This window comes from Salinirubrum litoreum, from assembly GCF_020567425.1.
Classification (GTDB): domain Archaea; phylum Halobacteriota; class Halobacteria; order Halobacteriales; family Haloferacaceae; genus Salinirubrum; species Salinirubrum litoreum.
In genome coordinates this window covers 1,629,040-1,654,687 of the sequence record NZ_JAJCVJ010000001.1, presented here as the reverse complement: position 1 = coordinate 1,654,687, position 25,648 = coordinate 1,629,040, and the positions used below count along the sequence as shown (strand labels likewise).

21 protein-coding genes are annotated in these 25,648 nt (G+C 66.0%); 16 read left to right on the top strand and 5 right to left on the bottom strand.

The annotated features are described in order from the left end of the window. Positions 1-95 precede the first annotated feature (95 nt). The 3 genes from pan2 to LI337_RS08345 all read left to right on the top strand — a co-directional run bounded on the left by pan2 (position 96) and on the right by LI337_RS08345 (position 2,398). A complete protein-coding gene (pan2, locus tag LI337_RS08355; RefSeq protein WP_227229351.1) occupies positions 96-1,313 on the top strand; it encodes a proteasome-activating nucleotidase Pan2 in 1,218 nt (405 codons plus the stop codon). Positions 1,314-1,419: 106 nt separating this feature from the next. Further along, a complete protein-coding gene (locus tag LI337_RS08350) occupies positions 1,420-1,905 on the top strand; it encodes a pyruvoyl-dependent arginine decarboxylase (protein WP_227229350.1) in 486 nt (161 codons plus the stop codon). Between the two features lie 112 nt (positions 1,906-2,017). Further along, positions 2,018-2,398, top strand: coding sequence for a DUF5811 family protein (locus LI337_RS08345; protein WP_227229349.1), 381 nt, complete (start codon positions 2,018-2,020; stop codon positions 2,396-2,398). Between the two features lie 25 nt (positions 2,399-2,423). On the opposite strand, the gene LI337_RS08340 is transcribed toward LI337_RS08345, so the two are convergent. Continuing rightward, complete coding sequence (locus LI337_RS08340) at positions 2,424-2,636, bottom strand: DUF8015 family protein (protein ID WP_227229348.1); 213 nt, start codon at positions 2,634-2,636, stop codon at positions 2,424-2,426. Positions 2,637-3,282: 646 nt separating this feature from the next. Here LI337_RS08340 and LI337_RS08335 point away from each other — a divergent pair. After that, the gene (locus LI337_RS08335; RefSeq protein ID WP_227229347.1) at positions 3,283-3,969 is read left to right on the top strand and encodes a hypothetical protein; all 687 of its coding nucleotides are present in this window, start codon (positions 3,283-3,285) and stop codon (positions 3,967-3,969) included. 2 nt (positions 3,970-3,971) lie between these two features. Then, entirely contained in the window at positions 3,972-5,015 is a 1,044-nt protein-coding gene (locus LI337_RS08330; protein WP_227229346.1) for a hypothetical protein, read from the top strand. Between the two features lie 91 nt (positions 5,016-5,106). Here LI337_RS08330 and infB read toward each other — a convergent pair whose 3' ends face one another. Further along, entirely contained in the window at positions 5,107-6,909 is a 1,803-nt protein-coding gene (gene infB / locus LI337_RS08325; protein WP_227229345.1) for a translation initiation factor IF-2, read from the bottom strand. Positions 6,910-7,076: 167 nt separating this feature from the next. Here infB and LI337_RS08320 point away from each other — a divergent pair, with 167 nt between their 5' ends. Both LI337_RS08320 and LI337_RS08315 read left to right on the top strand, forming a co-directional pair. After that, positions 7,077-7,322 carry a PRC-barrel domain-containing protein gene (locus tag LI337_RS08320; protein WP_227229344.1) on the top strand — a complete coding sequence of 82 codons (246 nt, stop codon included), beginning with the start codon at positions 7,077-7,079 and terminating at the stop codon, positions 7,320-7,322. Continuing rightward, complete coding sequence (locus LI337_RS08315; RefSeq protein WP_227229343.1) at positions 7,323-7,781, top strand: NOB1 family endonuclease; 459 nt, start codon at positions 7,323-7,325, stop codon at positions 7,779-7,781. Between the two features lie 83 nt (positions 7,782-7,864). Here LI337_RS08315 and LI337_RS08310 read toward each other — a convergent pair whose 3' ends face one another. Beyond that, the gene (locus LI337_RS08310; RefSeq protein WP_227229342.1) at positions 7,865-8,617 is read right to left on the bottom strand and encodes a CPBP family intramembrane glutamic endopeptidase; all 753 of its coding nucleotides are present in this window, start codon (positions 8,615-8,617) and stop codon (positions 7,865-7,867) included. 433 nt (positions 8,618-9,050) lie between these two features. On the opposite strand from LI337_RS08310, the gene LI337_RS08305 reads away from it, so the two are divergent. The 5 genes from LI337_RS08305 to LI337_RS20155 all read left to right on the top strand — a co-directional run bounded on the left by LI337_RS08305 (position 9,051) and on the right by LI337_RS20155 (position 14,630). Beyond that, the gene (locus tag LI337_RS08305; RefSeq protein ID WP_227229341.1) at positions 9,051-9,599 is read left to right on the top strand and encodes a hypothetical protein; all 549 of its coding nucleotides are present in this window, start codon (positions 9,051-9,053) and stop codon (positions 9,597-9,599) included. A 7-nt stretch (positions 9,600-9,606) separates the two neighbouring features. After that, the gene (locus LI337_RS08300) at positions 9,607-10,593 is read left to right on the top strand and encodes a signal peptidase I (RefSeq protein ID WP_227229340.1); all 987 of its coding nucleotides are present in this window, start codon (positions 9,607-9,609) and stop codon (positions 10,591-10,593) included. A gap of 184 nt (positions 10,594-10,777) precedes the next feature. Then, positions 10,778-11,956 carry a DUF5305 family protein gene (locus tag LI337_RS08295; RefSeq protein ID WP_227229339.1) on the top strand — a complete coding sequence of 393 codons (1,179 nt, stop codon included), beginning with the start codon at positions 10,778-10,780 and terminating at the stop codon, positions 11,954-11,956. Positions 11,957-12,061: 105 nt separating this feature from the next. Further along, positions 12,062-12,718 carry a ribonuclease HII gene (gene rnhB, locus LI337_RS08290; RefSeq protein ID WP_227229338.1) on the top strand — a complete coding sequence of 219 codons (657 nt, stop codon included), beginning with the start codon at positions 12,062-12,064 and terminating at the stop codon, positions 12,716-12,718. A 70-nt stretch (positions 12,719-12,788) separates the two neighbouring features. Then, the gene (locus LI337_RS20155; RefSeq protein ID WP_227229337.1) at positions 12,789-14,630 is read left to right on the top strand and encodes a stage II sporulation protein M; all 1,842 of its coding nucleotides are present in this window, start codon (positions 12,789-12,791) and stop codon (positions 14,628-14,630) included. Between the two features lie 993 nt (positions 14,631-15,623). Here the strand turns inward: LI337_RS20155 and LI337_RS08280 are convergent. Together LI337_RS08280 and LI337_RS08275 are read right to left on the bottom strand one after the other, a co-directional pair. After that, a complete protein-coding gene (locus tag LI337_RS08280) occupies positions 15,624-17,774 on the bottom strand; it encodes a S9 family peptidase (RefSeq protein ID WP_227229336.1) in 2,151 nt (716 codons plus the stop codon). A 99-nt stretch (positions 17,775-17,873) separates the two neighbouring features. Further along, positions 17,874-19,001, bottom strand: a complete 1,128-nt coding sequence (locus LI337_RS08275) for an ABC transporter ATP-binding protein (protein WP_227229335.1) — start codon at positions 18,999-19,001, stop codon at positions 17,874-17,876. A 104-nt stretch (positions 19,002-19,105) separates the two neighbouring features. Between LI337_RS08275 and LI337_RS08270 the strand changes: the two genes are divergently transcribed. From LI337_RS08270 to LI337_RS08255, 4 genes are all read left to right on the top strand, one after another. Beyond that, positions 19,106-21,982, top strand: coding sequence for a glycoside hydrolase family 15 protein (locus tag LI337_RS08270; protein WP_227229334.1), 2,877 nt, complete (start codon positions 19,106-19,108; stop codon positions 21,980-21,982). Positions 21,983-22,159: 177 nt separating this feature from the next. Further along, positions 22,160-23,449, top strand: coding sequence for an extracellular solute-binding protein (locus tag LI337_RS08265; RefSeq protein WP_303645208.1), 1,290 nt, complete (start codon positions 22,160-22,162; stop codon positions 23,447-23,449). Next, positions 23,446-24,384, top strand: coding sequence for a carbohydrate ABC transporter permease (locus LI337_RS08260; protein WP_227229332.1), 939 nt, complete (start codon positions 23,446-23,448; stop codon positions 24,382-24,384). Before LI337_RS08265 ends, LI337_RS08260 begins: the two co-directional genes overlap by 4 nt. Then, entirely contained in the window at positions 24,381-25,457 is a 1,077-nt protein-coding gene (locus LI337_RS08255; protein WP_227229331.1) for a sugar ABC transporter permease, read from the top strand. Before LI337_RS08260 ends, LI337_RS08255 begins: the two co-directional genes overlap by 4 nt. Positions 25,458-25,648: the final 191 nt, after the last annotated feature.

Here is a 25,648-nt window from a genome sequence, read left to right as displayed (position 1 = left end):
CTCGACGGAACGACGTCACTTCTCCGGGCGGTGTCCCTGTGGGTCCCCGCGACCCAAAGGCACATTTACGCCCACCACTTACCGAGGGACATCTGATGTCACGGAGTCCGTCGCTTCCGGACCGTCCTCGCTTGGATCTCGACCCGGAGATGTCCGACGCAGAGCGGTTGGCAGCGATCAAACAGCACTACGAACGCATCGTACAGGTACACGACGAGTTGGACGACCGACTCGACGACGCGAACGAGCGCCGCCAGGAACTCCGCGAGGAGGTCGACCAACTCCAGCGGCGCAACGAGATGCTCAAGACGTCCTCGCTGTACATCGCCACCGTCGAGGAACTCACCGAAGACGGCGTCGTCATCAAACAGCACGGCAACAACCAGGAGGTGCTCACCGAGGTCAACCCGCGACTGGAGAACGAACTCGACGCGGGCGACCGCGTCGCGGTCAACGACTCCTTCGCGGTCCAGCAGTTGCTGGACGACGAGACCGACGCCCGCGCACAGGCGATGGAGGTCGACGAGTCGCCCGAAGTCACCTACGACGACATCGGCGGCATCGACGAGCAGATCCGCGAGGTCCGCGAGGCAGTCGAGGACCCACTGCTCAACCCCGAGAAGTTCGACACCGTGGGCGTCGAACCGCCGTCCGGCGTCCTGCTCCACGGGCCGCCGGGCACCGGGAAGACGATGCTGGCGAAGGCCGTCGCCAACCAGACCGACGCGACCTTCATCAAGATGGCCGGCTCCGAACTCGTGCGCAAGTTCATCGGCGAGGGCTCTCGACTCGTCCGTGACCTGTTCGACCTCGCCGCAGAGCGCGAACCGGCCGTCATCTTCATCGACGAGATCGACGCCGTGGCCGCGAAGCGGACCGACTCGAAGACCTCCGGCGACGCCGAGGTCCAGCGGACGATGATGCAACTGCTCTCGGAGATGGACGGCTTCGACGACCGCGGCGACATCCGCATCATGGCCGCGACGAACCGCTTCGACATGCTCGACGGGGCCATCCTCCGCCCCGGTCGCTTCGACCGCCTCATCGAGGTGCCGAAGCCGAACGCCGAGGGCCGCGAGCGCATCCTCCGGATCCACACCAGCGAGATGAACCTCGCGGAGACGCTCGACTTCGCAGACCTCGCCGAGGAGACCGAGGGGATGAGCGGCGCGGACCTCGCCAGCCTCACGACCGAGGCGGGGATGTTCGCCATCCGCGACGGGCGCGACGAGGTGGCGATGACCGACTTCACCGACGCGATGGCGAAGATCGAACAGACCGACGCCGACCCGCAGACCGTCTACCACTACTGAGACGCGCCCGGACTCCGACTTTCTTCACTCTCAGTCGCCGGCGACGTCTCAGACTCGTCGCCGCCGGACCGAAACCCACTACGGTCTCCCCCGCCACCCTCCGACGATGAGCAGAATCCGGGTCGTGACGGGTGTCGGGACCGGACCGACCGAGATCGCTTCGTACGACGCCGCCCTCGCCGAGGCGAACGTCCACAACTACAACCTCGTGACCGTCTCGTCGGTGGTCCCCGCCGACGCGACCGTCGAACGGGTCGGGACCGCGCCGGACCTCGGCCCGGCGGGGAACCGACTGACGGTCGTCGAAGCACGGGCGACGGTGCCCACCGGCGACCCGGCCAGCGCGGTCCTCGGGTGGGCGACCGGCCCGGGACCGGGGCTGTTCTACGAGGCCGGTGGCCCCGACGCGCCCGAGACGCTCCGCGCCGAGGTCGAACGCGGGTTGTCGGCGGGGAAGGACCTGCGGGACTGGGAGTTCACCGATCAGTCGATGGCGGTCGCGTCGGTCGCACCGGGTGAACTCGGGCCCGGTGCCGACGAGTGGACCACGGTCGTCGCACTGGCGATATACGGCGAGAGCGCCCCGATCTGAGCCCTCGCGCCGGCGGTGGGACGCCCTCGCCGCGACAGTGTCCCGGCGTGGACGGTTGCCCGTGCCGACGGCTTTTTAGTACGGGACACCCTATCACACTCGAACTCCCGTCATGAACGGAAACAACCCCTACGCGGGTGCCCCCGGCGTCGTGGACGCGGGCCGGCCCGAGGCGGCCGAACTCTCCGCTGCACAGAAGGAGTCGCTCCGCACCGCCGTCGCGGGAATCGTCTCACAGACGCGCACGTATCTCCCGGAAGGCTACACCGTCGGGTCGGAACTCTCGACCGGCGTCAACGGCCCGCAGGCCACCGTCGCCGTCCAGCCACCGGTCGGCAACCCGGTCAGTGCCGGCTTCACGCCGGACGCCGACGACCTGGAGACCGGTCTCGACCAGTCCGACCGCGACGAGGTCGCTCGCGGTCTCGCCGCGAGTGCGGCACTGCAGGTCATGACCGCGATGGATGGCAAGATCACGCCGACCGGTCGATAGGCGGTCGGTTCTCCTTCTCGTCTCGTCAGGCAGGTGCATCGACGAACAGGCCGTACAGTAGCAGGAGCAACGAGGGGAGCGACCCGAGTGCGATGCCGACTGTCGAGGGAATCGCGGCGAGAAGGCTGGCGGTCGCTCCCGAGAGCAGTGGCAGGGGCAGGAGACAGAGGAACAGATCGTACCGCGATACGTCCGGCAGTTCGAGAACGCTGTCGCTCGGGGTGGTTTTGACACTCATCCTCGTAACACCTCATTCGTTTGTACGGATGCATCGAACTAAAACGTTACTCCGGAGTCGAAGTGTGTGACGAGGAACCACTTTGTTGGTTTATAGAATGTGATGGTTGGTTCGTTGCCGGCATCTCGTAGCATCTGCAAATAATATTGAAATCACACTTTTCCGACTCTCGTCGTAGAAGTCGAAAGCCACGACGCTTCCTTCGAGGAAGTCGCCGAGTTTGCTTCCGACGAACACGAGCAAATTCGCCGAGGCGCACTTGTCGGCTAGTACCAACAACTCGAAAAGCGAAATCTCCACTCTACTCTTTCCGGGGTAGACGATTGAGATGAGCCTGCGATTAGTCAACAACTACGGGCTTCTCTTACTCCAGTTGGTTTTTTGTTCTGAACATTGCCGTAACTATCTCCGCCGTTTTTTGTTTCACATCCACAAAGTCGTAGTCGGTCTGGTCGTCCTACATTCCGACTTCTACGATTACATCAGCGAACTCATCGGGTCCGTTGTTGCGTGGCTGTTTGAACATGAATTCTGACTTCTTAATATAATATTGGAGACTGATCAATAGGATGTACGCACGGTAGGGTTAGAGGCGTGGCGGTCAGTGCGTCCAGTAGTTACATAATACTCGGTGGATATCTATCAGATGATGAACCGAAGCACAGCAATCTCTCTACTATCTCTTCTTGTGACTGTATTCCTTATCGGAATTCCGACTGCGGCGACTACACTCTATCCGTCATTCTTCGAGAGTGTATTAGGATGGCTACCGCTTGACTTCATATTCACCTGGATGCCTCAATTCGGAATTCTTTTATTCGGTTTTCTCATCGGCTGGTATCTCCGAGGAGAATTTGAAACCACAGACGCTGAACGAGTGGATGTCATCGAAGGATGTATCGAGAAAGACGATATCGCTTGGAAAGCGAAAGCTAAACTCTCTCGTGGAGATCTCGTAGATACCGATGTAGAATATAAGCAAATTTGTCCAAATTGCCAGACTCCCATGAAAGACGAGAAATATACACCGTCCAGAGGGAGGCAGCAAGGGAATCCGAGATATGGTAGTTCAAACACAACTCGGTATATTTGGAAGTGTCCCAGTAGCGGATGTGGACATGTAGCAACTCGTAACTCAGGACAACACGATGAAGCGGAGAATTTGTTTGAACGCCATATCGGGCGGATAGTCGAGAGTAACGAAAAGGAGTACTCGCTCCAAACTCTTCTCAACCGAATCGGTGAAGATGAAGATGTAACGCCACGCCGAATTTGGGAAGAGTACGCTGAGGTTGTAGACGACGAACAAGTCAGTACAAACTGCTTCCACTAACGATGGCGGACAAGTGGACAAAGCTCTCTGCCCTCGCAACGGTTCTTCTCATCGGTATCCCAACTGCCGCCGAGTTTTACCCACCACTCTTAGCAGGATTTGCTGAACAGATCTTCGACAACTCAGTACTCGGTCTGATGCGAATCGTAGGCATCGTTGTTTTCATATTCCTCGTGTCGAGAGTTGCACTACAAGAAGAGTTGTTTCCCTCACAGGATAAGAAAGATTGGCTGAACAAAGTGGGGTGGACTGCAAACGGCGTTCAGAACGCTTGGGAGTACACAGGTAATCACCCTGATTCTGATGACCGAAAGAGGACCGTTGAGAAGATGGAAGAACGTGTTGAAGAGTTAGAGAGGTACAGAAACCACCAGTACGCCACGGAAGAGATGGAAGACGCTATGAGTGAGATCATCTCTGATTGGCGAGACTGTCAAGACTTCATCGCTTCAGCACCGTTCTCTAACTACTACACGATGCGTGCGTTGTATATCGAAGAAGAAGCTGACCGACTGAAAGAACTACTAGAGATAGAGCGTCAATCGCTTCCACAGCGACTTCTCAACACGAGCGCGACGAGAATAAAAGACACCATCGAACGAGTACGACGTACACTCTACAATCTCCGCTCGAAACCGCTCCCATACGAGATACACAAACAACTGCAGAGCAAACTCTCGAAAGACCGCCTAGAGAAGTTCAGGAAGGGAACTCACTATCTCCTCGTACTCAACAATTCACCTAATACAGCTGTCTCTGTGGAACTCGTTTCATACGATGAAGAAGCGGACAAGAAACAATTCAACATCCACGATGTACGGCACGACTACAAACACAGTCCAATCGCCATCGACACAGTCCGAGGATATACAGTCACCATCGAGATGTTACTGACTCGTCTGGACGGTGCTGAAGTAGTAGACACAATCCCAGTCAAATTCTTCACACCGAGCGGACACGGCCTCAAAGTATTCGAGGACGATGAGTCAGCAATCCGTCACTCTGACCCACGAGAAGAAAACGACGACTCCAAATTAACCAGTTAGGTTTCTGAGTCGACCTTGATGTTGATCTGGGATCGTGGAACACCAGTAGCCACTCAAAATGCGTTTATAGAAATCTGGTATAATTGAGCTTCTACTTCCCCCAGAAGGGGTCACGCCGCCGGTGTTTGTCCAGATACGCCTGCAACGCCTCCAACTCGTCGGCCGGAATCTCCGTCGACAACTCCTGTTCCAGAATCTTCGCGTGCTTCTCGGGGAGTTCGATCCACAGTTCGTCGCCCTCCTCGATCTGTCGGCCCACCGTGGGCCCGTCGATAGCGATAGAGACGCGCTTGCCGGCGCGGGCCTCCGAGACGTCCTCGCCCTGCTCTTGGATGCCGGAGAGTTCGCCGACCCGCGTCGGGGAGTCGCCCTCCCACTTGACCACGCGCTGGTTGTTCTTCACCGTCCCGGACATGATCTCGACGCCGACGACCGCCGGGTTCGACTGCCGGAAGGTGTGGTCCGCCAGAATCTGGAAGCGGGCGGGTCGGACGATCTTGTCCAGCACCGTCTCCTGCTGGGCGCGCTGGATCTCCTCGACGTACTCGTCGTAGTCCTGGACGAGTTGGTAGATCACGTCGTTCGAGAACAGTTTCACGTCCGACTCCTCCAGTTCCCGGCGGGCGTCCGGCAGGACCTCGACGTTGAAGCCGAGGATCACCTGGTGGACGTCCTCGCCGGCCGTACTGGCGACCGCCACGTCTCGCGGCGCGATGTCGCCGACCTCCGCCCGCAGGATCGGGATCTCCGCCTCTTTCAGGGCGTTCGCCATCGCCTCCAGACTCCCGAGGGTGTCGGCCTTGACGACGACGCCGTCTTCCTCGGTCTCCACGGAGATCTGCGCGAGTTCCTTCCGGACCTCCTCGACCACGTCGTCGAGGGGGCGGTCCCGGACCACGCGCACCGGCGCGCCGGCCATCGCGTCGTCCAGGTCGGGGGCGGCGATCTTCACCCCGGCGGCCGCGCCGACCTGCTCCACCTTGTCGAACCGTTTTTCGGTTCGGATCTCGGCGTTCGGTCGCGGCTGGAGCAGCGCCCGGACCTCGGTGACGATCGGTTCGTTCGTCCCGCCGACGACGATCTGATCGCCCGCGCGGATGACGCCGTCGTACAGCACCACGTCCAGTGTCGCGCCGAACCCCTTCTCGTCTTTGACTTCGAGGACCGTCCCCGCGCCCGGCCCCGACACGTCGATGGCCATCTCGTCTTTCATGTACCGCTGGGACAGGCCCATCAGCACGGCCAGCAGGTCCGGGATGCCCTCGCTCGTCAGCGCCGAGAGGGGGACGACGCCGACGTTCTTCTGGAAGTTCTGGACGCGCCAGTAGAGGTCCGCAGAGAAGCCCGAGTCGGACAGTTGGCCGATGATCTCGTAGAGGCGCTCGTCTAACATCGACCGGGCGCGCTGGCTCTGTGCCTCGTAGGTCTGCTGGATCGGCGCGCCGTCCTGCGGGTTCCACCCGGGCGTCGTGTCGATCTTGTTCGCGGCGACGACGAACGGCGTCCCGGTCCGCTTGAGGATGTCGATGGCCTCCTCGGTCTGTGGCTGGAAGCCGTCGTTCACGTCCACGACGAGGATGGCGATGTCCGCCAAGGCCCCGCCACGCGAGCGGAGCGTCGTGAAGGAGTGGTGACCAGGCGTGTCGATGAAGAGCAGGCCCGGCAGGTCGAAGTCGTCGGGATCGACGAGGCTCCCGGCCATCGTGGAGACGGTCTCTAACGGGACGGCGGTCGCCCCGATGTGCTGTGTGATCGCGCCGGCCTCCCCCTCGGAGACGGCGGACCCACGAATCTTGTCGAGTAGGCTCGTCTTCCCGTGGTCGACGTGGCCTAACACGGCGACGATGGGGGTTCGGAGCGCGTCGGTCGCGTTCTGTGTGTCGGAATCAGACATGGAGATCACCCCGGAGAAGGTCTCTTGTTCGACGGAAGTGCGGCGCTCAAGTTAAGTGTTTCAACTCGGGGCCGACAGCGTGACGCGGACTCGGCCGCCGCGAGTCGTCCGCCGAGCGTCGGACGCGGCCCGTGGTTTTTATGGTATCGCGTCCGATAGAAGCCGTTATGGCAGACGTACTCGCCGAGAACCTCTCGGGGAAGGCCGTCATGGGTACCGACGGCGCCGAACTGGGAATGTTGTACAACATCACGATGGACCTGAAGTCGGGGTCGCTCTCGGACCTCCTCGTCGATCCACACGAGGAGATCTCGACCCGTGACCTCTCCTTCGAGCAAGATTCGGCCGGTCGACTCCGTGTCCCCGTCTCCCGGGTGCAGGCAGTGAAAGACTACATCGTCGTCCAGCGGTAGATGCACGTTCTCGATTCGTCCGCGTTCATCAACGAGTATCACACCGACAGAGACACGGCTTCGATCCCGCTCGTCCGCGAGGAACTCGAAGACGAGAGTGCCTTCCGCTTCGACGCGATGGAGGGGTCGGGGATGCACATCCACATCCCCGCCGAGGGGACCGTGGAGAAGGTCCGCCGTGCGGCCGGCGAGACCGGCGACCGCGCGGAACTGTCCGACACCGACATCCGCCTGCTCGCGGCCGCCTTCGAACTCGACGGTGTCCTCGTCACAGACGACTACGCGATGCAGAACGTCGCCGACAAACTCGGCGTCACGGTCGACGTGATCGCACAGGAGGGGATCACCGAACAGCGCAACTGGACCTTCCAGTGTGCCGGGTGTGGCCGGGAGTTCGACGAGAACCGCGACCGCTGTCCGATCTGCGGGAGCGACCTGAGCCGGAAGAACCCGGCCTGAGTCGACGACTCGGTCGGACTCGCCGTCTTCGCCGACGCCGCGCTCCGAGAGTCACGCCGCCGGTCGGGTCGGAACCGCGCCGATCAGGCCGGCACCGCGCCGGTCGCCACGGCGTACTGCACCGCGAACAGTACCGAGTTGTAGGCCCCGTGGATCACGGCCGGTACGACCAGATTCTCCGTCAGTTCGTAGGCGACGCCCAACACGAGTCCCAGCACCGCCGCGACCGCGACGTACGCCAGGACGCTCCCACTGCCGCCGATCAGCGCGACCGTGTGCATCGCGCCGAACAGCGTCGTCGCCAGTGCGACCGCGATCCAAGGCCCGTAGGTCCGCCGGAGCAGACCCTGCACACCGCCCCGGAAGACGAGTTCCTCGAAGGGACCGACGAACAGCAGCGAGACCGGGATCATGTAGAGAAAGTACTCCGGGTTCGACTGCCCCACCGCGATGACCTGATTCTGCGCGACGTCGACGCCGAGGGCGGCCAGCAGTTGGCCGACACCGGCCGCAGACAGCAGGATGACGAAGATACCGGCCCCGATCGCGCCGAGGTCACGGAGCCCCGGCAGGTGGGCACGGATCAGTCGCCAGTCGTCGGCGAAGCCGAGGTAGGCGGCGACGCCGATGCCGAAGCCGACGAACTGGAGGACGCTGAGACCGACACGTCCGGAGAGTTCCTCCCGGACGAGGAGGCCGGTCTCGATCAACGCCTGCCCGACGAGACCGGTGACGACCAGCGCACCCGCGAACGCGAGAAAGACCACGAGGACCGCTCGACCGAGACTCTCGGCCTGGTCTGCGAGCGGCGGGAACCGCGACGATTCGAGTGACATCTGTACCCTCGGTAGGGCGTGGCGACCGATAGATGCACCGATCCGGGGAACGAGCGCGGGAGTCGACTGCTCGCCGCCGGAGCGGCCGGGGAACGACGCGAGAGACGCAACCCACCCGCCACGCTCTCGATCCTCTCATCTCACAGAGAGTTCGCCGTACGCCTCTCCGATTCGAACTCGACTCGATGCGTTTATTTCTCCGATTGTATCGGAAATTAGACAGTAGAAACAACGGCGAGTGGACAACAATAGACTCTCACACTCATTCACATAATCGAAAGACAGTAACGCTGTCTCCGACGACAACTCGGTCGTACTACTTCGTACAGGCGGCTCTGCAACGTAAAAACGGTATTATCAGAGACAGAAACTGGGCACCGGTGGTTATATGAATGGGAGGTAACTGTGTTGATAGGAGTCACATACACAATCCATGACACGAACAACGAAGATCGCGGCGCTGGCAGTCTGTCTGCTGTTGGCTACTTCGGCGGTCAGTGCGACTGCGTTCACGAGTATCACGCTCCAGCGGAACGCGAACATCGACGTGGTGGCCGACGACACCGGTATCGTCCAGTTGTCGGCCGGCAGTTCGGACTTCGTGACGCTCGACAACGGCCAGCTCGCCATCGACGTGACGAACGGCGGGGCGAGCGGGACGAACGTCAACTCGACGCTGGAGATCGGTGAGAACGCGACCTCACCCACGACGAACGCGTTCACGATCACCAACAACGATGAGTCGTCCCACTCGTTCACACTCAGCTACGGGAGTCTCAACAGCGACAGTGACACCGCGCCGAACGTCGAGTTCGCCGTCTTCGACGAGACCGGCGACCGCGAGGCGTCGATCAGCGAGAACAGCGACGGGACGTTCACGATGCCGAGCGGTGACACGTTCGAAGTCGTCCTCGTCGTCGACACCACGGGGTCGGCGACCGGCGACGACCTCAGCGGGACGCTGACGATCACCAGTTCGTAATCACCACATGAAGCGGGTCGTCGCACTGTTGGCGGTACTCACGATCGCGGTCGTGGTAGCACCGCCGCCGACGCCTCTCAACGTCTCTTACGTCACCTCTGACAGCATGGAGCCGACGATCCACGCTGGCGACGGCTACCTCCTTCTCGACGCGGCGGTGGAGACCGGCGACGTCGTCACCTACCGCGCGACGGACGGCGCGTACGTCACCCACCGCGTCGTCGGCGAGACGGACGCGGGCTACCTGACGCAGGGCGACGCGAACCCCTCGACGGATCAGACGGCCGGCGCGCCGCCGGTCACCGACGACCGGATCGTCGGTCGGGTCGTGACCCTCGGCGGGAGTCCCGTCACCGTCCCCGGGGTCGGCCCGCTGTTCGAGTTCGTCGACCGCTTCCGACTCGAACTGCTGGGCGGCATCATCGCGCTTCTGAGTCTCGACTTGCTCGTCCGCGAGGAGACCGCTCGCGACCCGACTCGACCGGTGACGACGGTCGGCGACGTGGTGCCGCCACTGCTCGTCGGCTTCACCCTCGCGGGCGTCCTCGCGTTGACGATCGCGGCGAGTCCGAACGAACTCGTCTACGTCGCCACGGAGACTGCCACGCCGGGCGGCCGGACGATCCCGGTCGGCGAGACGGTCACACGCGAGGTGACGGCGAGCGCGACCCAACTCCCCTTCACCACGGTACTGGCCGAGAGTACCGGCGCACAGATCGTCGCGCAGTCGGCGACCGACGCCGGACTCGATCTGACGCTGTCGCTGCCAGGCCACGAGACGACCGGGCCGCGCCGGGTGACGCTCACGACTTCGGTGTACCCGACGACGCTCCCGGCGGGAGTGCTCGCCGACCTCCACGCGGTCCACCCACTCGTCGCGCGACTGGCGAGTGTCGGCGCACTGACGACGCCGTTCGCGGCCGCGTACCTCCTGTTGTTCGACGCCCGGTCGCCGCTTCGACTCGGGACGACGTTCGGGCGGTGGGCGAGATGAGCGTGTCCGTCCGGGCGGCGAACGAGGCGAGCACGACGGCCCGGCCGGTCGACGAGATGACCGCGACGGTCCGGGCGACGGATGCGACGGAGACCGACAGGTCGGACGATCGAGAGACTCGAGCGGCGGGCTCCCGACCCGACGGAGCGACGACCGAGCCGCGGCCGACAGGGAGGAGTGTCTGATGCTGGAGACGGCACGACTGAAGCTGTCGCTCCTGTTCACGGAGCGCGGACAGCAACTCGCCGTCCTGCTGGCAGTCGTCGGGGTTTGTTCGCTGGCGATCGCTGGCGTCGTCGTGGCGACCCCCGAGACGACCGCGTCACCGGTCGACGAGAACGAACAGCAGTTCGCCACGGCGCTGAACACCAGCGCGGTCGTCACCGGCAACACGACGCTGTGGCCGGCCGGCACCCGACTCTGGGACAAGCCGGTGTACGTCTCTGCGGCGACACCGACTCTCGATCTGCACGCGAACACGACCGTCCCCGCCGACGAACAGGTGACGGTCGAGACCCGGATCAGCCTGCGCTACCGGGCGACGGCGGACGGCGAGACGGTCTGGGAGCGCACCGTCACGCTGGCCGACCGAGAGGTGACCGTGACGAACGGCACCGCCCTGACGACCACGACGCTCGACACGGATCGGGTCCGGGAACGCGCCTCGAACTACCAGCAGGAGTTCGGTCGGGCCGGGGACGTGCAGGTCCACCTGCGCGTCGAGACCAGTTACGAGTCGACGGCGTACACCGGCGACCTCAACGCGAGTAGTCGGGTCGAGTTCACCGACCGTGGCTACGGGATGACGGAGTCGATGGCCGACGGTCACTCCCGGTCGACGACCGAGATGCACGAGGAGACGGTGCCGCCCAACCCGCTGGTGTACGGCGGCTTCGGTCTGCTCGGACTCTGCTCGCTGATCGGCGCGGGACTGCTCGTCGTCACCACGCGCGAGGACATCGGCCCGGCGGTCGGTCCCGACCGGGACTCCGAGACGCTCCGCGAGGAACTGCGGCACGTCCGGTACGACGAGTGGATTTCGGCGGGACGCCTCGCGCCGTCTACCGGCGAACGTCGCGTCGAGTTGGCGACGTTGGCCGACCTGGTCGACCTCGCCATCGACTCGAACGAGCGTGTCGTCCACGACGACTCGCGGGGTCTGTACGGTGTGCTCTCGGGGACGACGCTGTACGTCTACCACGACGACACCGGTGGCAGCGACGGCACCGTCACCCGCACCGCAGACGTCTACGACGACCCGACCGCAGACGCTCACGGCGACCCGAGCGACGACGACTCCCAGTTCGACTTCGGTGTCGACGCGGCGGAGTCGAGTACCGCAGACGACGACGCCGACCGGTAGTCTCCCGGAGTTCGACGCTCGGTCTCTCCTCGCTTCCCCTCGAACGTTCCCCGCGAGTCGCCCGAATCCGAAACGACTTGCCGCCCGCGAGCGACAGCCACGGCCATGTACGTCGGGGCGGACGAAGCCGGGAAGGGACCGGTGCTTGGACCGATGGTGACGGCGGCGGTGCGGGCCGACCCCGCCGACCTGCCGGACGGTATCGACGACTCGAAGCGACTCTCGCCGTCGCGCCGGGAGGCGCTGGCGAGCGAGATTCACGAGCGGTCGGCGGTCTCGGTCGGCGTCGTCCGGATCGGGACCGACCGGATCGACGACCCGGCGACCGACATGAACCGACTGACGGTCGCGGGGCAGGCCGAGGCGGTCGCGGCGGTCGCGGCGGACGGCGACCGGGTTGTCGTCGACGCCGGCGACGTCGACGAGGCACGGTTCGGCCGACGGGTCCGAGAAGCAGTCGGTGAGGCGGGGATCGCGATCGATGTCGAATCGCGCCACGGGGCCGACGAGTCGGACGTGGTCGTCGGCGCGGCGAGCATCGTGGCGAAGGTCGACCGCGACCGGGCGGTCGCCGACCTCGCGGCGGCGTACGGCGCGTACGGTGCGATCGGCAGTGGCTACCCGAGCGACCCGACGACCCGCGAGTTCCTGCGGCAGTACGTCGCCGACACCGGCGACCTGCCGGACTGTGCGCGTCGGTCGTGGCAGACCTGTGCCGACGTACTGACGGCGGCCGACCAGTCCGCACTCGACGACTTCTGACCGGCGACTCCCCGGTCGCTCGTGCTCCGGGAGAGACAGAACTACGTCCCACCCGGCCGTCGGTGCCGGCGTGACACCGACCGACGCCCTCCGGTCCGGTTTCGCCCTGCTGGGCGGTCGGACCCGCGACACGCTGACACTGTACCTCCTCGCTGCGGGAGCGGTCCTCGCCGCGCGCGTCCCCCTGCTGGTCGCGCTCGGCGTCGCCGTCGCCGTCCTCGCCTCGCAGGGGCGTATCGAACCCGTGGTCGAACAGCTCGGCGAACTCGACTCACAGCTGGGCGAGGGTGGCCTCGCCGGCGACCCGACCACCCCCGGCGCGACGCCGGAACTCCCACCCGCGTTAGAGCAGGCCATCGCCGGCCTCGTCACGCCGACGACGACCGTGCTGTTCCTGCTCGGCGTCCTGCTGACACTGCTTGCGGCGGTCGTCGCCCAGGCGGTCGGCACTGCGGTCACGCTCTGTGGCATCGCGGGCGCGCTGGACGACGAGGACCCGGTCTCCGCGGGTCTGTCGGGACTCTCGCGGACCGCGAGCTACCTCGGCGTCTGGTTCGTCCGCTTCGCGCTCCTGGCGGTCGTCACCGGTATCGCGCTGGTGGTCGGCGGCGTCGGCGCGTCTCTCGGGCCTGTCGGCGCACTGCTCGGACTGGTCACTGCGTTCGTCTGGCTCCTCGCGGTCCTGTTCGTGCTCGCCCTGCTCGCGTTCGCAGGGCAGGCACTCGCGGTCGACGAGGTCGGCGTCGCCGGCGCGGTGAAAGCAAGCGTGGCCTTCCCGGTCCGGGAACCGTTCGGCTTCGTCGTCTACGTCGTCCTCGCGGTCGTCGCCTACGGCGGCGCTGGCGTCCTCTCGCTGTTGTCGAGCGCGCTCGGCGTCCCGCGACTGGCCGCACTGATCGCGCTCCTCGCCGTCCCGCCGGTGGTCGACGGGTTCAAGACCGCGCTGTACGCGGGTCGGTCGCTCCCGCCGGTCGGTGGTCGCTCGCTCGGCGCGACCGGTGTTCGAGCCGACGACGGCCGCGAGTCGGACGACTCCGAGGCGGACGAGACTCGTGTCGAGGCCACCGAGGAGCACGAACCGAGTCGACCCGAGACAGACGACGGGTTCGTCTGGGGCCCGACGACCGACGACGCCGACCCGTCGACCGACGATGGTGAGCACGCGACCGACGCAGAACCACCGACCGACGACGCCGAGTCGGTCGAGGCCGACACGACGTCACAGACCGCCGAGTCCGCCGGCACCGACGAGCCACTGCCCGACGCCGAGGCGTTCGCAGACCCCGGAACCCACTCCCGACCCGGTGTCGGCTCGCGGTTCGTCGGCGGGTTCCGCCGTGGACTTACCGAACTGGGTCGCTTCCTCGTCGAGCACCCACTGGCGAACCTCGCGGGCGTCCTGCTGTTCGCGCTCGGCATCGGCGCGGGGTGGCAGTTGACCGCCGGCGTCGGGACGCGACTCGGCGGCCCGGCGAACGTGGCCACGGTGTTCGGCGAGACGCCACTGGAAGCGACGGCGGTGTTCGGCAACATCGCCGCGAACAACTGGCTCGTCGCCGCGACCGCCAGTTTCGGGGGCCTCGGCTTCGGCGTACCGACGGCCGTCAGTCTGCTGTTCAACGGCGTACTGATCGGTGCGCTCGGGGGTGTCTTCGACCGCCTGACGTTCCTCGCGCTGGTCGCGCCCCACGGCGTGATCGAGATTCCGGCGCTGGCCGTCTCGGGTGGCCTGGGACTCCACCTCGGTCGCGTCGGCTACCGCGGGCTTCGCGGACGCGTCTCGGTCGACGCGGTGGCCGACGAACTCCGTCGTGGCTTCGACGTACTGGTCGGTCTGGCGGTCGTGTTCGTCGTCGCCGCCGGCATCGAGGCGTACCTGACGCCCGCGCTCGCGGCGTGGATTCTCGGGTGAGACCGTTCCTCTCGCAGACTCGGGTGGAGCGGATTCGGACGTGAACTCAGTCGAATCGGTCGCGGAGTACGTTGCTGAATCGGTCGCGGACAACGAGGTGGTGAAAGCCCCCGACCGCTCGACCGGCCGCGACTTGGTGTCGTTCGAGAGAGCGAAGCTCTCTCGTGATGACGAGAGACGTCCTTGGTGTCTCTCGAACCACGCGCTTCCTTCACGAGAGCGCGTCGCTTCGCTCCGCGCTCTCGTTCAGTCCCGTGTCGTCGGGCGACACGGGAGTCGCCCGACTGCTGGCGAGACCTCTGGTCTCGCTCTGCCACCGGCGCGACGCGCCGGTTTCCAGCGGGACCTCCGGTCCCGCCCGGCTACCGGCGTCGGGGCCGGGTCGAGCGGTCGGCCCCTTTCAGTCCCACCCGAGATGTGCGTCCCATCGTGTCGCTACTGGTCGTCACCCGGTGAGCCGTCTGCCGGTCTGGAACCCGGCAGTCGCAGTACTCCCCACTCCTCCCCGACTGCTGGCGACCGAACTGCGAGCAGGTCCTCACGGTGTTCGGACACTGCTCGGTTCCGGTCGCCACCAGATCGCGTCCTGTGCGGGTTCCAAATTCGACGATAGCGGGTGACTAACCTGCCGTCTGTGAGGGGTATAAAAATGACCGAGATTGCTTATAAACTCCGAGTTGCGTGCGATTCGGCCCGAACTCCCTCGCGCGAGAAACGCGCGAGGGAGGGGCGCGCGTTCAGGCGCGCCCCGAGGCTGGGGAGGACCGAGGTGCGGTGCTGTGCCGTGCTGTCGCGGTTGCGGTTCGCGGTGCTGTCGCTGTCGCGGTCGAATAGTCCGTGTGTACCGGATCGAGTAGCGGTGCTGGTGCAGTCGCGGTCTGTGGTGCGGTTGCAGTAGCTGTCACAGTCCGGAACGCGGTCCCGGTCTCCGATATCACCTAGCAGCGATCCAGAGACACCCGATCCCGATTCGACGGGTGAGACGTCTGCCGACTACTCGTCGGCGTCGGTCTCGTCGGTTCCGGCCGACAACCCGTCGTCGCCCCGGTCCAGCGCGCGCGGCGCGTCGTGGTACTCGGAGTAGCCGTCGAACCAGCGCGCGAGACGTTCGATCCGGTCCACGACGTGGCCCGGTTCCCCGCTCCGGGAGAGTTCGTGGCCCTCGCGGGGGTACCGGACCAGTCGCGTCTCGACGCCGTTCTTCTTCATGAACAGGTAGAACATCTCGCCGTTGTTCACCGGGACGCGGAAGTCGAGGTCGGCGTGGATCACGAGCGTCGGCGTCTCCACGTCGTCGGCGTGCGCGACCGGCGAGTCGGCCCACAGTTCGTCGGGCGACTCCCACGGGGTCGTCCCGTAGTCGCCCTCGATCAGTTTGAACGCGTCCGTCGACCCGTAGAAGGACGCCAGATCGTAGACGCCGCGCTGGGCGACCGCGCCCGCGAAGCGGTCGGTCTGCCCGACCAGCCAGCCGGCCATGTAGCCCCCGAAGGAGCCGCCGGTGACGAACTGCTGGGACTCGTCCACGTAGTCGCGCTCACAGACCGTGTCTGCGCCGGCCAGCACGTCACGCGCCGTGATCTCGCCCCAGTTGGCCTCGATGGCGGTCGCGTGATCCTCGCCGTAGCCCGTCGACCCGCGCGGGTTCGACCAGAAGACGACGTAGCCGCGCGCCGCGAGCGTCTGGAACTCGTGCCACATCGTCCCCGCAGTCGACCACATCGCGTGTGGCCCGCCGTGGATCTCGACCGCCAGCGGGTACTGCTCGTCGGGGTCGAAGTCCGGCGGTGTCAACAGCCACCCCTGGATCTGCTCGCCGTCGGACTCGAACCAGAGGTCCTCCGGTTCGCGCACGGCCCGTCCGTCGAGGTAGTCGGCGTTCACCCGCGTCAGGCGGTTCGTCTCCGCACCGCCGGGCGTCGAGACGAACACGTCGCCGGGGTGGTCCCACTCGCTGGTGCTGTACGCCACCGCGTCCCGCCCGACCGAGAAGCCCGTCAGGTGGCCCGAGCGGACGACAGCTTCGGGGGCCGAACTCCCGTCACCCGCCACCCGCCGGAGGACGACGTGCCCCTCGTCGGGCGTGGCGAAGTAGACGCGTTCCTCGGCGGGGTCCCACGCCATCCCGAGGTCGTCGTTCACGCCGCCGGGCCCCTCCACGTCGCGGTCCAACTCGTCTGTCAGGACGGTCGTCTCGCCGGTCTCGCGGTCGTACACCTCGATGTCGGTCTGGCGCATCGACAGCCCCTCCTCGGGCGTTCGGCGGTAGGCCACCCGGCCGTCGCTGGTCGCCGCCAGGTCGGGAATCCAGCCGGTCGTCTGGAACAGCGTCTCGGCGACGCCGGTCGCTGTCAGTTGGGCGTCCCCGGTTCCGTCTCCGTCGTCGCTGTCGCCCGGCGTCCCACCGAGGTCGTTGCAGAACACGTCGAACACCGGGTTGTCGTCCGGGTCGCCGGTGCGTTTCACGGCGTAGTACAGCGTCTCGCTGTCGCCCCACACCGGGTTCAGGAAGTCGTAGTCGCCGGCCGTCACGCGAGTCACTGCGCCGGTGTCCGCGTCGCCGTCGCCACCGCTCCCCTCGGCGTCGACGTCGAGGTGCGCGAGGTAGACGTGACTCCGGCCGCCGTCGAAGTACTGCTTGCCGGCGCGGTAGATCAGCCGGTCGATCACGCGGGGGTCCGGGTCCTCGCGTTCGTACGCCTCCGCCTCCGCGGCGTCGACCGAGCAGTCGATGCCCTGCTCCCGTTCCTCGGGGCGCGTCTGCTGGGTGAAGACGATTCGGCTCCCGTCGGGCGACCACGCGATACCGGAGACGCCCCCGGGTACGTCCGTCACCTGCCGTGCCTCGCCGCCGGTCGTCGGCAGGACCCACAGTTGGGGTCGGTCGTCGTCCGCCCCGCGCGTCGAGACGAACGCGAGGCGGTCGCCGGAGGGACTCCAGCGCGGGGTGGTGTCGACGCCCTCGCTGACGGTGAACTGCTGGGCGTCGCCGCCGCCCAGCGAGACGACGTAGACGGTCGCCTCGTACGACTCCTCGTCGTCGGGTGTCTTCCGGACGAACGCCACGCGCTCGCCGTCCGGCGAGACGCGCGGGTGTGTCGGTTTCACGATGTCGTGGTAGTCGGTGGCACTGACCGTCTGCATGGCACGTGGGTCGGGCGGGGGGTCGAAAGGAGTTCGGGAACCGGTCGTTGTGGCGGGTGGGAGACCGCAGCGAGGGAGACGGACGGCGGGCGAGTCGAGTCAGTCCGCGAGTTGCTCGACGGTTCGGCTCTCGGCGACGTCCACGGCGTCGCCCGTCTCGCGCTCGAACAGCCGGATCTTCGACTCGTCGAAGGTGATCCGAACCGTGTCGCCCGGCGACGGTTCCACGTCGGCGTCGACCCGCGCGATGAAGTCGGGCCGCAGGTCGAGATAGAGATAGTTGTCCGAGCCGACCGGTTCGATCACGTCCACGGTCGTCTGCGTCCCGCCGGTGTCGGTCGTGTACACGTCCTCGGGTCGGATGCCGAGGCGGAACTGGTCGCTGGTCGATGCCTCTCGGAGTGCCGCCGAGTACTCCGGCGAAAGCTGGTACGAGACGCCCTCGCCGTCCGTGAGCGTGATGCGGGTGCCGTCGTCCTCCGCCGCGACGTCGAGGAAGTTCATCGAGGGAGAGCCGATGAAGCCGCCGACGAACTCGTTTTCGGGGTGGTCGTAGGTGTCCTTCGGCGCGCCGACCTGCTGGAGTTCGCCGTCCTTCAGGATGACGAGGCGGTCACACATCGTCATCGCCTCCTCCTGGTCGTGGGTGACGTAGACGGCGGTGATGTCCAGTTCGTTCTGGAGGCGCTGGATCTCGGTCCGCATCGTCGTTCGGAGTTTCGCGTCCAGATTCGACAGGGGTTCGTCGAACAGGAACACCTCCGGTTCCCGGACGATGGCGCGCCCGAGCGCGACGCGCTGTTTCTGCCCGCCGGAGAGTTCGTCGGGCTTGTCCTCAAGCAGGTTCTCGATGCCCATCATCTCGGCGGCCCACTCGACCTTCTCGCGGCGTTCACCCTTCCCGAGGTCGGTGGACATCCGGAGGCCGAACTCCATGTTCTGGAAGACGGTCTTGTGTGGGTACAGCGCGTAGTTCTGGAACACCATCGCCACGTCGCGCTGGCGCGCGCCGATGTCGGTCACGTCCTCCCCGCCGATGCGGATGGTCCCCGAGGTAGGACGTTCGAGTCCGGCGATCATCCGGAGTGTCGTCGTCTTCCCACAGCCGGAGGGGCCGACGACCGTCACGAACTCCCCGTCCTCGATGTCGAGGTCTAACCCCTCGACGGCGACGACCCGACCGTTGTCGAACTCCTTCCGGAGTGTATCGAGCGTTACGGTTGCCATTGAACCGTGGTGGGGTATCCCACATTATAGTTCTTGCCCTATTTGCAGAATTCCTGAGGTAGTATTTCGTAGTTCTTTTGTGCCACTCGTTCCCACGAGGTGCCATGACAGGACGACGCGACCTGCTCGCGGCGCTGGCGACGGCCGCGAGCGCGGGGCTGGCAGGCTGTGGCGGCGAGTCCGACGACGGGACGACAGGCGATTCGGCGACCCCCTCGACAGACGGGTCGTCGGCGACCGACGACGCCACGCCCGCGCCCGAAGACCTCGACCCGGTCGAACTGGCTCCGTTCTGGACGACCGGCGAGCAGTACGGCGTCGGCACGGTCGCCGACCACCACGCCGACGACGCCTCGGACGTGTGGTTCACGCTGACCGAGGGGGCGCTGACGCAACTCCGCTACCCGCGAATCGACCTGCTGAACTACCGGTCGCTCTCCTTTCTCGTCGCCGACGGCGAGGGGTACAGCGCCCGGACGAAAAACGAGTCGCGCCGTGACGACCCCCTGCCCGGTGAGTCGAACAGACGGGGTGGCGCGAGCGACCCGGTCGAGCGCCGGGTCGTCCCGACCGGCGACCCCGGCACGCTCACGTTCTGCCACGAGTTCACGCCGCGCGACAGCGACGACGACGACGACACCGACGACACCGACACGCACGACTGGGAACTGACCGCCGAGTACGTCGCCGACCCGGAGTCGGACGCGGTCCTCGTCGACGTGACGTTCGAGGCGAGCGACGAGTACGACCTGTACGTCCTCGGTCGACCGGCCGTCTCGGGTGCGGTCGGCGACGCGGGTGCGGTACTGGGTTCGGACACGGCCACCCCGGCACTGACCGCGTCGGCCGACCCCGACGGGGGCGCGGTGCTGTCGCCCGCGGGCGACCCCTACCCCGTCTCGACCGCACTCGCCGCCGACCCCGGCTTCGACTGGGCGACCTGCGAGTCGGCCGACGCGGACGCCGCGAAACTACTCGTCCGCGGCGGCATCCGCCCCGAGGCGACGACGGAGGCGTCCGGTAACCTCGTCCTCGCGGGCCAACTCGGTGCCGCCGTGAGCGAGGCGTCGACGACCCTCGCGCTCGGCTTCGCGGACGGCGACCCGGAGGCGGCCCGGTCGGTCGCGGAGGGCGCACTCTCCCGTGGGTACGAGTCTGCCGAGCAAGGGTACGTCGCGTCGTGGGACGCGTTTCAGGAACGCGTCTCCGTGCCCGACTCGGTGCGCGAGACAGGTGGCGGGACCAGCGAGTCGGCCGCCGACCTGCTCGCCACCTACCGGACCGCGGCGGCGACGCTGAAGGCAGTCGAGGACAAGACGTTCACCGGCGCGGGCATCGCCAGCCCCTCGGTCCCGTGGGGCGACGGCGTCCTCGCCCGCGAACCGCGCGACTACGGCTACAACTTCGTCTGGTCGCGGGACCTCTACCAGTCGTTCAGCGCGCTGGACGCGATGGGCACCGTCGAGGAGGCGCGCGACGCGACCGAGTACCTGTTCACCACACAGCAGGACGACACCGGCTTCCTCCCGCAGAACACCTACCTCGACGGTCGGACGCGCTGGGGCGGCGAGCAACTCGACAACGTCGCCTTCCCCCTCGTCATGGCCGGGCAACTCGCGGTCCGGCACGACCTCGCGTTCGCCGACCTCGCCTACGACTACGCCCATGTCCGGCAGTCGGCCGACTACCTCGTCAGAAACGGCCCCTCGACCGAGCAGGAACGCTGGGAGGAGGAGGGCGGCTACTCGCCGTCGACGATCGCCGCGGAGATCGCCGGTCTCGTCTCGGCCGGCGCACTCGCACTGTCGGTCGGCGCGGAGACGGATGCCCTGCTGTATCTCGGTGTGGCGGATCACTGGCGACAGCAGGTTCCGGAGTGGACCGCCACGGAGACCGGTTCGCTGGCCGACGAGCCGTACTACGTCCGGATCGTCGGTGACGGCGTGCCGGACGACGACTCGACGCGCGCGCTGGCGAACGGCGGCCCGACGCTCGACGAACGGGAGATCGCCGACGCGGGGTTCCTCGAACTCGTCCGACTCGGTATCTACCCCGCAGACGACGACCTGATCCGAACCTCGGTCGAGGTGGTCGACGACACCATCCGCGTCGAGACGCCGAACGGGCCCGGCTGGTACCGGTACGTCGGCGACGGTTACGGCGAGGGCGAGTCTGGTGCACCCTTCCCGGTCGCCACCGAGACGCGCGGGCGACTGTGGCCGATCTTCTCCGGCGAGCGCGCCGAGTACGAACTCGCACGCGGATCCGAGGACGAGACGAGCGAAGAAGGGACGAGGGAGGAAGAGACGAGCGAAGAAGAGACGAGGGAGGGAGAGACGGGAGAAGAAGAGACGAGCGAAGAAGAAACGAGCGAGAGAGACCTCGCACCCGCGAGCCTCCTCCGGTCGCTGGCGGACTTCGGCAACGCGGGCCGGATGCTCCCCGAGCAGGTGTGGGACCGCGACGACCCGACCGACTACGGCTGGGAACGGGGGGAGGGAACCGGTTCGGCCACGCCGCTCTCGTGGTCGATGGCGCAGTTCGTCAGACTCGCACACGGGATCGACGCCGGCGACCCGGTCGAGACGCCCCGCGCCGTCGCCGACCGGTACGCGGGCGGGCCGCCGTCTCGACCCGCGCTGTCGGTGTCGTTCCCGGACGCGACCGTCGGGGAGGACGCGATCGAGGTCGCGGGCGAGACCGACGCGGATCGCGTCGTCGTCCGCGCCGGCGGCGAGACGTGGGAGCCGGCGATTCGGGACGGAGCGTTCTCCGTCGGGCTCTCGCTGTCGCGCGGGCGGACGACGCTGACGGTCGCGGCCGGCTCGCTCGCGGCGGCAGACGACGGTGGCGAGAGCGGCGCGGACGGTGACGGCGGTGGGAGCGACGGCGGGGGAGAGACCCCCGACTGGCTGAGGCGCGCGACGACGACACCGACTGCCGTGGCGCGATCGGACGTGGTGTACTCGCCGGACGAGTGAGCCGGCGGGTGCCGACGAGCGACCCGACGACCCGGACGCCCCGCGTGGCGCGTGAGCCGACGAACGACCGTGACAGACCGAAGTCGGCGCTGTCTTGCGATTCGGCCGATCACGGCTCGCGGAGACCCGAAGATTTAAGTTGTGAACTAATTATTCACCACATATTCATCCATGACAATGGATCGCAGATCGGCACTCAAGAAGTTCGGTGGAATGGCAACGGTCGCGGCACTCGCGGGATGTGTCGGCGTCCAGGAGAGTGACAGCACGCAGACATCCGGTGACGGTGGGGACAGCACCGACTCCGGTGGCGACGAGACGGCGACGGACACGCCTGCGGGACCGGCAGGCGAGGCCACGCTGTGGTACGCGCGCTCCGACGCGGAGGCGAAGACCCTGAAGGACAACATCGCGGCGTTCAACGAGGAGTCGCGCCACGCCGTGGAGGGGTCGGACCTCGCGGACCTCCAGAAGAAGCTCACGTCGGCCGTCCCGGCGGGACAGGGACCGCAGGCGTTCGGCTGGGCACACGACCTCGCGGGCGACTACTTCGAGCGCGGCTTCCTCTCGGACCAGAGCGACCAACTCGACGTGTCGCTCGACAACTTCACCGAGACGGCACAGGCCGCCGCGACGTACCAGGACAACACCATCGGCCTCCCGTTCTCGGCGGAGACGGTCGGCCTGCTGTACAACAAGGAGATGGTCGACGAACCGCCCGAGACGCTCTCGGAGATGAAGTCCATCATGGACGAGTACCACGACCCGGACAACAACATGTACGGGCTGGGCTACCCGCTGGACGCCTACTTCATGAGCGCGTGGGCACACGCCTTCGGCGGCTACTACTTCGATCCGAGCGCCGAGGAACCGCTCGGCCTCTCGATGTCCGAGACGCTCGACGGCTTCCGGCTGATCATCGAGGACCTGTTCCCGTACTCGCCGAACGACCCGGCTTACGGGCCACAGGCGGCGGCGTTCGCGGACGGGAACGCCCCGTTCGCGATCAACGGCCCGTGGTACCTCGGCACGGTCGCCGACAAGGGCATCGACGCCGGCGTGTCGGCTCTCCCGGCTCCCGAGGGCGGCAGTCCCCAGCCGTACACCGGCATCTCGCTGTGGTACTTCACCAGCCAGATGGACGAGAACGAGGCCAACGCGGAGGCGGCCCGCTCCTTCGCGGAGTGGTACACCACGAACGAGGACCTGCACCTGGACCTCGCGGAGACACACGGGTTCATCCCCGTGTTAGACTCCATCGCCGACGACAGCGACCTGCCGTCGAAGGTCCAGGGCTTCTCGCAGGCCGTCTCGCAGGGCCGGATGCTCCCGGCCGACCCGCGCATGAACCAGGTGTGGACGCCCCTGGAGAACGCCTTCACCAACGCGCTCAACGGTGACGCCGAGCTCGAAGCCGCGATGACGAGCGCCGAGGAGGAGATCCGGAGTAAGTGGAACCAGTCATGAGCACGTCCACCCCGGTCGCACAGCGCCTGCGAAACGCCGCGCCAGTCGACAGTGAGAACCTGTCGCTGCTGTTGGTCCTCCCCGGCCTGTTCTTCTTCTCGGCGTTCATGTTCTACCCGATGGTCTACCTGGTGTACCTCTCTTTCACCAACGCCAGACCGTCGAACCTGTTCGCCGGAGAGGAGGTGTGGGTCGGCCTCGCGAACTACACGCAGGTCCTGTCCGATCCGCAGTTCTGGAACTCCATCTGGACGACGTGGCTGTTCGTCGGCACCAGCGTCGTGTTGAAACTCGCACTCGGCATCACCATCGCGCTGGTCGTCACCAGCGACTGGGTGCGGGGCAAGCGGTTCATGCGCTCGCTCATCATCGTCCCGATGGGCCTGCCGGCCATCTTCACGATCACCGTCTGGCGGGGCATCTTCTCGCCGGCGGAGTTCGGCCTGGCGAACCAACTGCTCGGTACCTTCGGGGTCGAGTCTGTCGCGTGGTTCCAGGAACGCTGGCTCGCGTTCGTCTCGTACAACATCACCGAGATGTGGCTGGCGTACCCGTTCATCGTCATCATCACGGTCTCGGCGCTCCAGGACGTCCCGGAGGCGCTCCACGACGCGGCGAAGGTCGACGGCGCGGGCTTCCTCGCGCGGTTCCGGCACGTGACGCTCCCGTCGATCAAGCGCCCCGTCCTCTTCGCGACGATCCTGACGGCGGCGGCGTCGTTCCAGCAGTTCCTGATCCCCTACGTCTTCAACGACGGGGGCCCGGCCCGGAAGAACGAACTCGTGATCGTCTACGGCTACCGTGAGGCGTTCGAGTTCAACCAGTACGGACTGGGTGCGACGATCATGCTGGTCGCGGTCGTGTTCATCGGCGTCTTCATGTGGCTCAACGTGAAGAAGGGCCGACTCGCCGAGGGGGTGGCGGGCGACGAATGAGTCTGCTCGCCTCCATCGCGCGCTCCATCGGGGACGACGCGCGCACGATCCTCGGCAAGCCCGCCGAACTCGCCCGCGAGATCAGGTACACGGTCGAGGGACTCCGCGAGGGGACCGTCTCGCCGAAGCGTGTCGCCCGGACGATTCTGGCGACCGTCGGCGCGACGATCTTCGTCGCGGCGCTGCTGTTTCCGATCTACTGGATCCTGATGTCGGCGCTGTCCGGCGGCGGCGGGTCGATCTACTCCTCGTCGGGCATCCGCCTGTGGCCGGACGACTTCTCGCTGCAGCCGTTCCTGTGGGTCATCGGCGACCTCATCGTCCAGTCGTACACGGTCACCATCGACATGGGCGCACAGGAGTTGTTCCTGCAGACGCCACGGATCGAGATTCTGGACGTGTCGGACTACGGCGTCGAGTCGTACTCGGACTTCCAGAAGTTCCTCGGCAACTCGATGTTCGTCGCCATCCCGACGTGGATCCTCTCGATGTGTCTGATCGTCCCGGGGGCGTACGCCTTCTCCCGGCGGGAGTTCATCGCCCGCCGGAAGTTGCTGTTCGGCTACGTCCTCTTTACGCAGATCGGCGGCGGCCTCGGCATCGCGGCGCTGATCGCGCTGTACGCCATGTTCGTGCAGGTCGGCCTGAACAACAATCGCCTCGCGCTTTCGGCCTACTACGCCGCGACCGCGGTCCCGTTCAACACGTGGCTGTTGAAGACCTACATGGACGGCATCCCGGTCTCCTACGAGGAGGCCGCGGTCGTCGACGGCGCGCCGCCGTGGCGGGTCGTCGTGGAGGTGATCCTCCCGATGTCGGCCGCCGGCCTGGCGACGGTCTCGGTGTTCACCTTCCTGACGGGGTGGACCGAGTTCGTCGTCGCCCAGACCCTGCTGAACAGCGGGAACTACACCCTGCCGGTCGGGCTGTTCTCGCTCGTCGGGGAGTACTCGGTGCCGTGGGCGCGGTTCTCGGCGTTCGCGCTGCTGTTCGCCTCGCCCATCATGGTGGTGTACCTCTTCGCACAGCGGTACATCGAAGGTGGGCTGTCGTTCGGCGGCGTCGAAGGGTAATCGGTTCTCTCTGTTTTTCGCTGGAATCGTTGGGTGGAGTCGGTTGGTGAGAACTCGGTCGGATCAGTCGGTGAGCACTCGGTGAAGTCGGTTGGCGATGCAAACTCAGTGGAATCTGTCGGCGACAACGACTGGTGAAAGCCCCCGGCGTCTCGACCCGCCGCGACTCGTTGCGCGCTTCCTTCACGAGC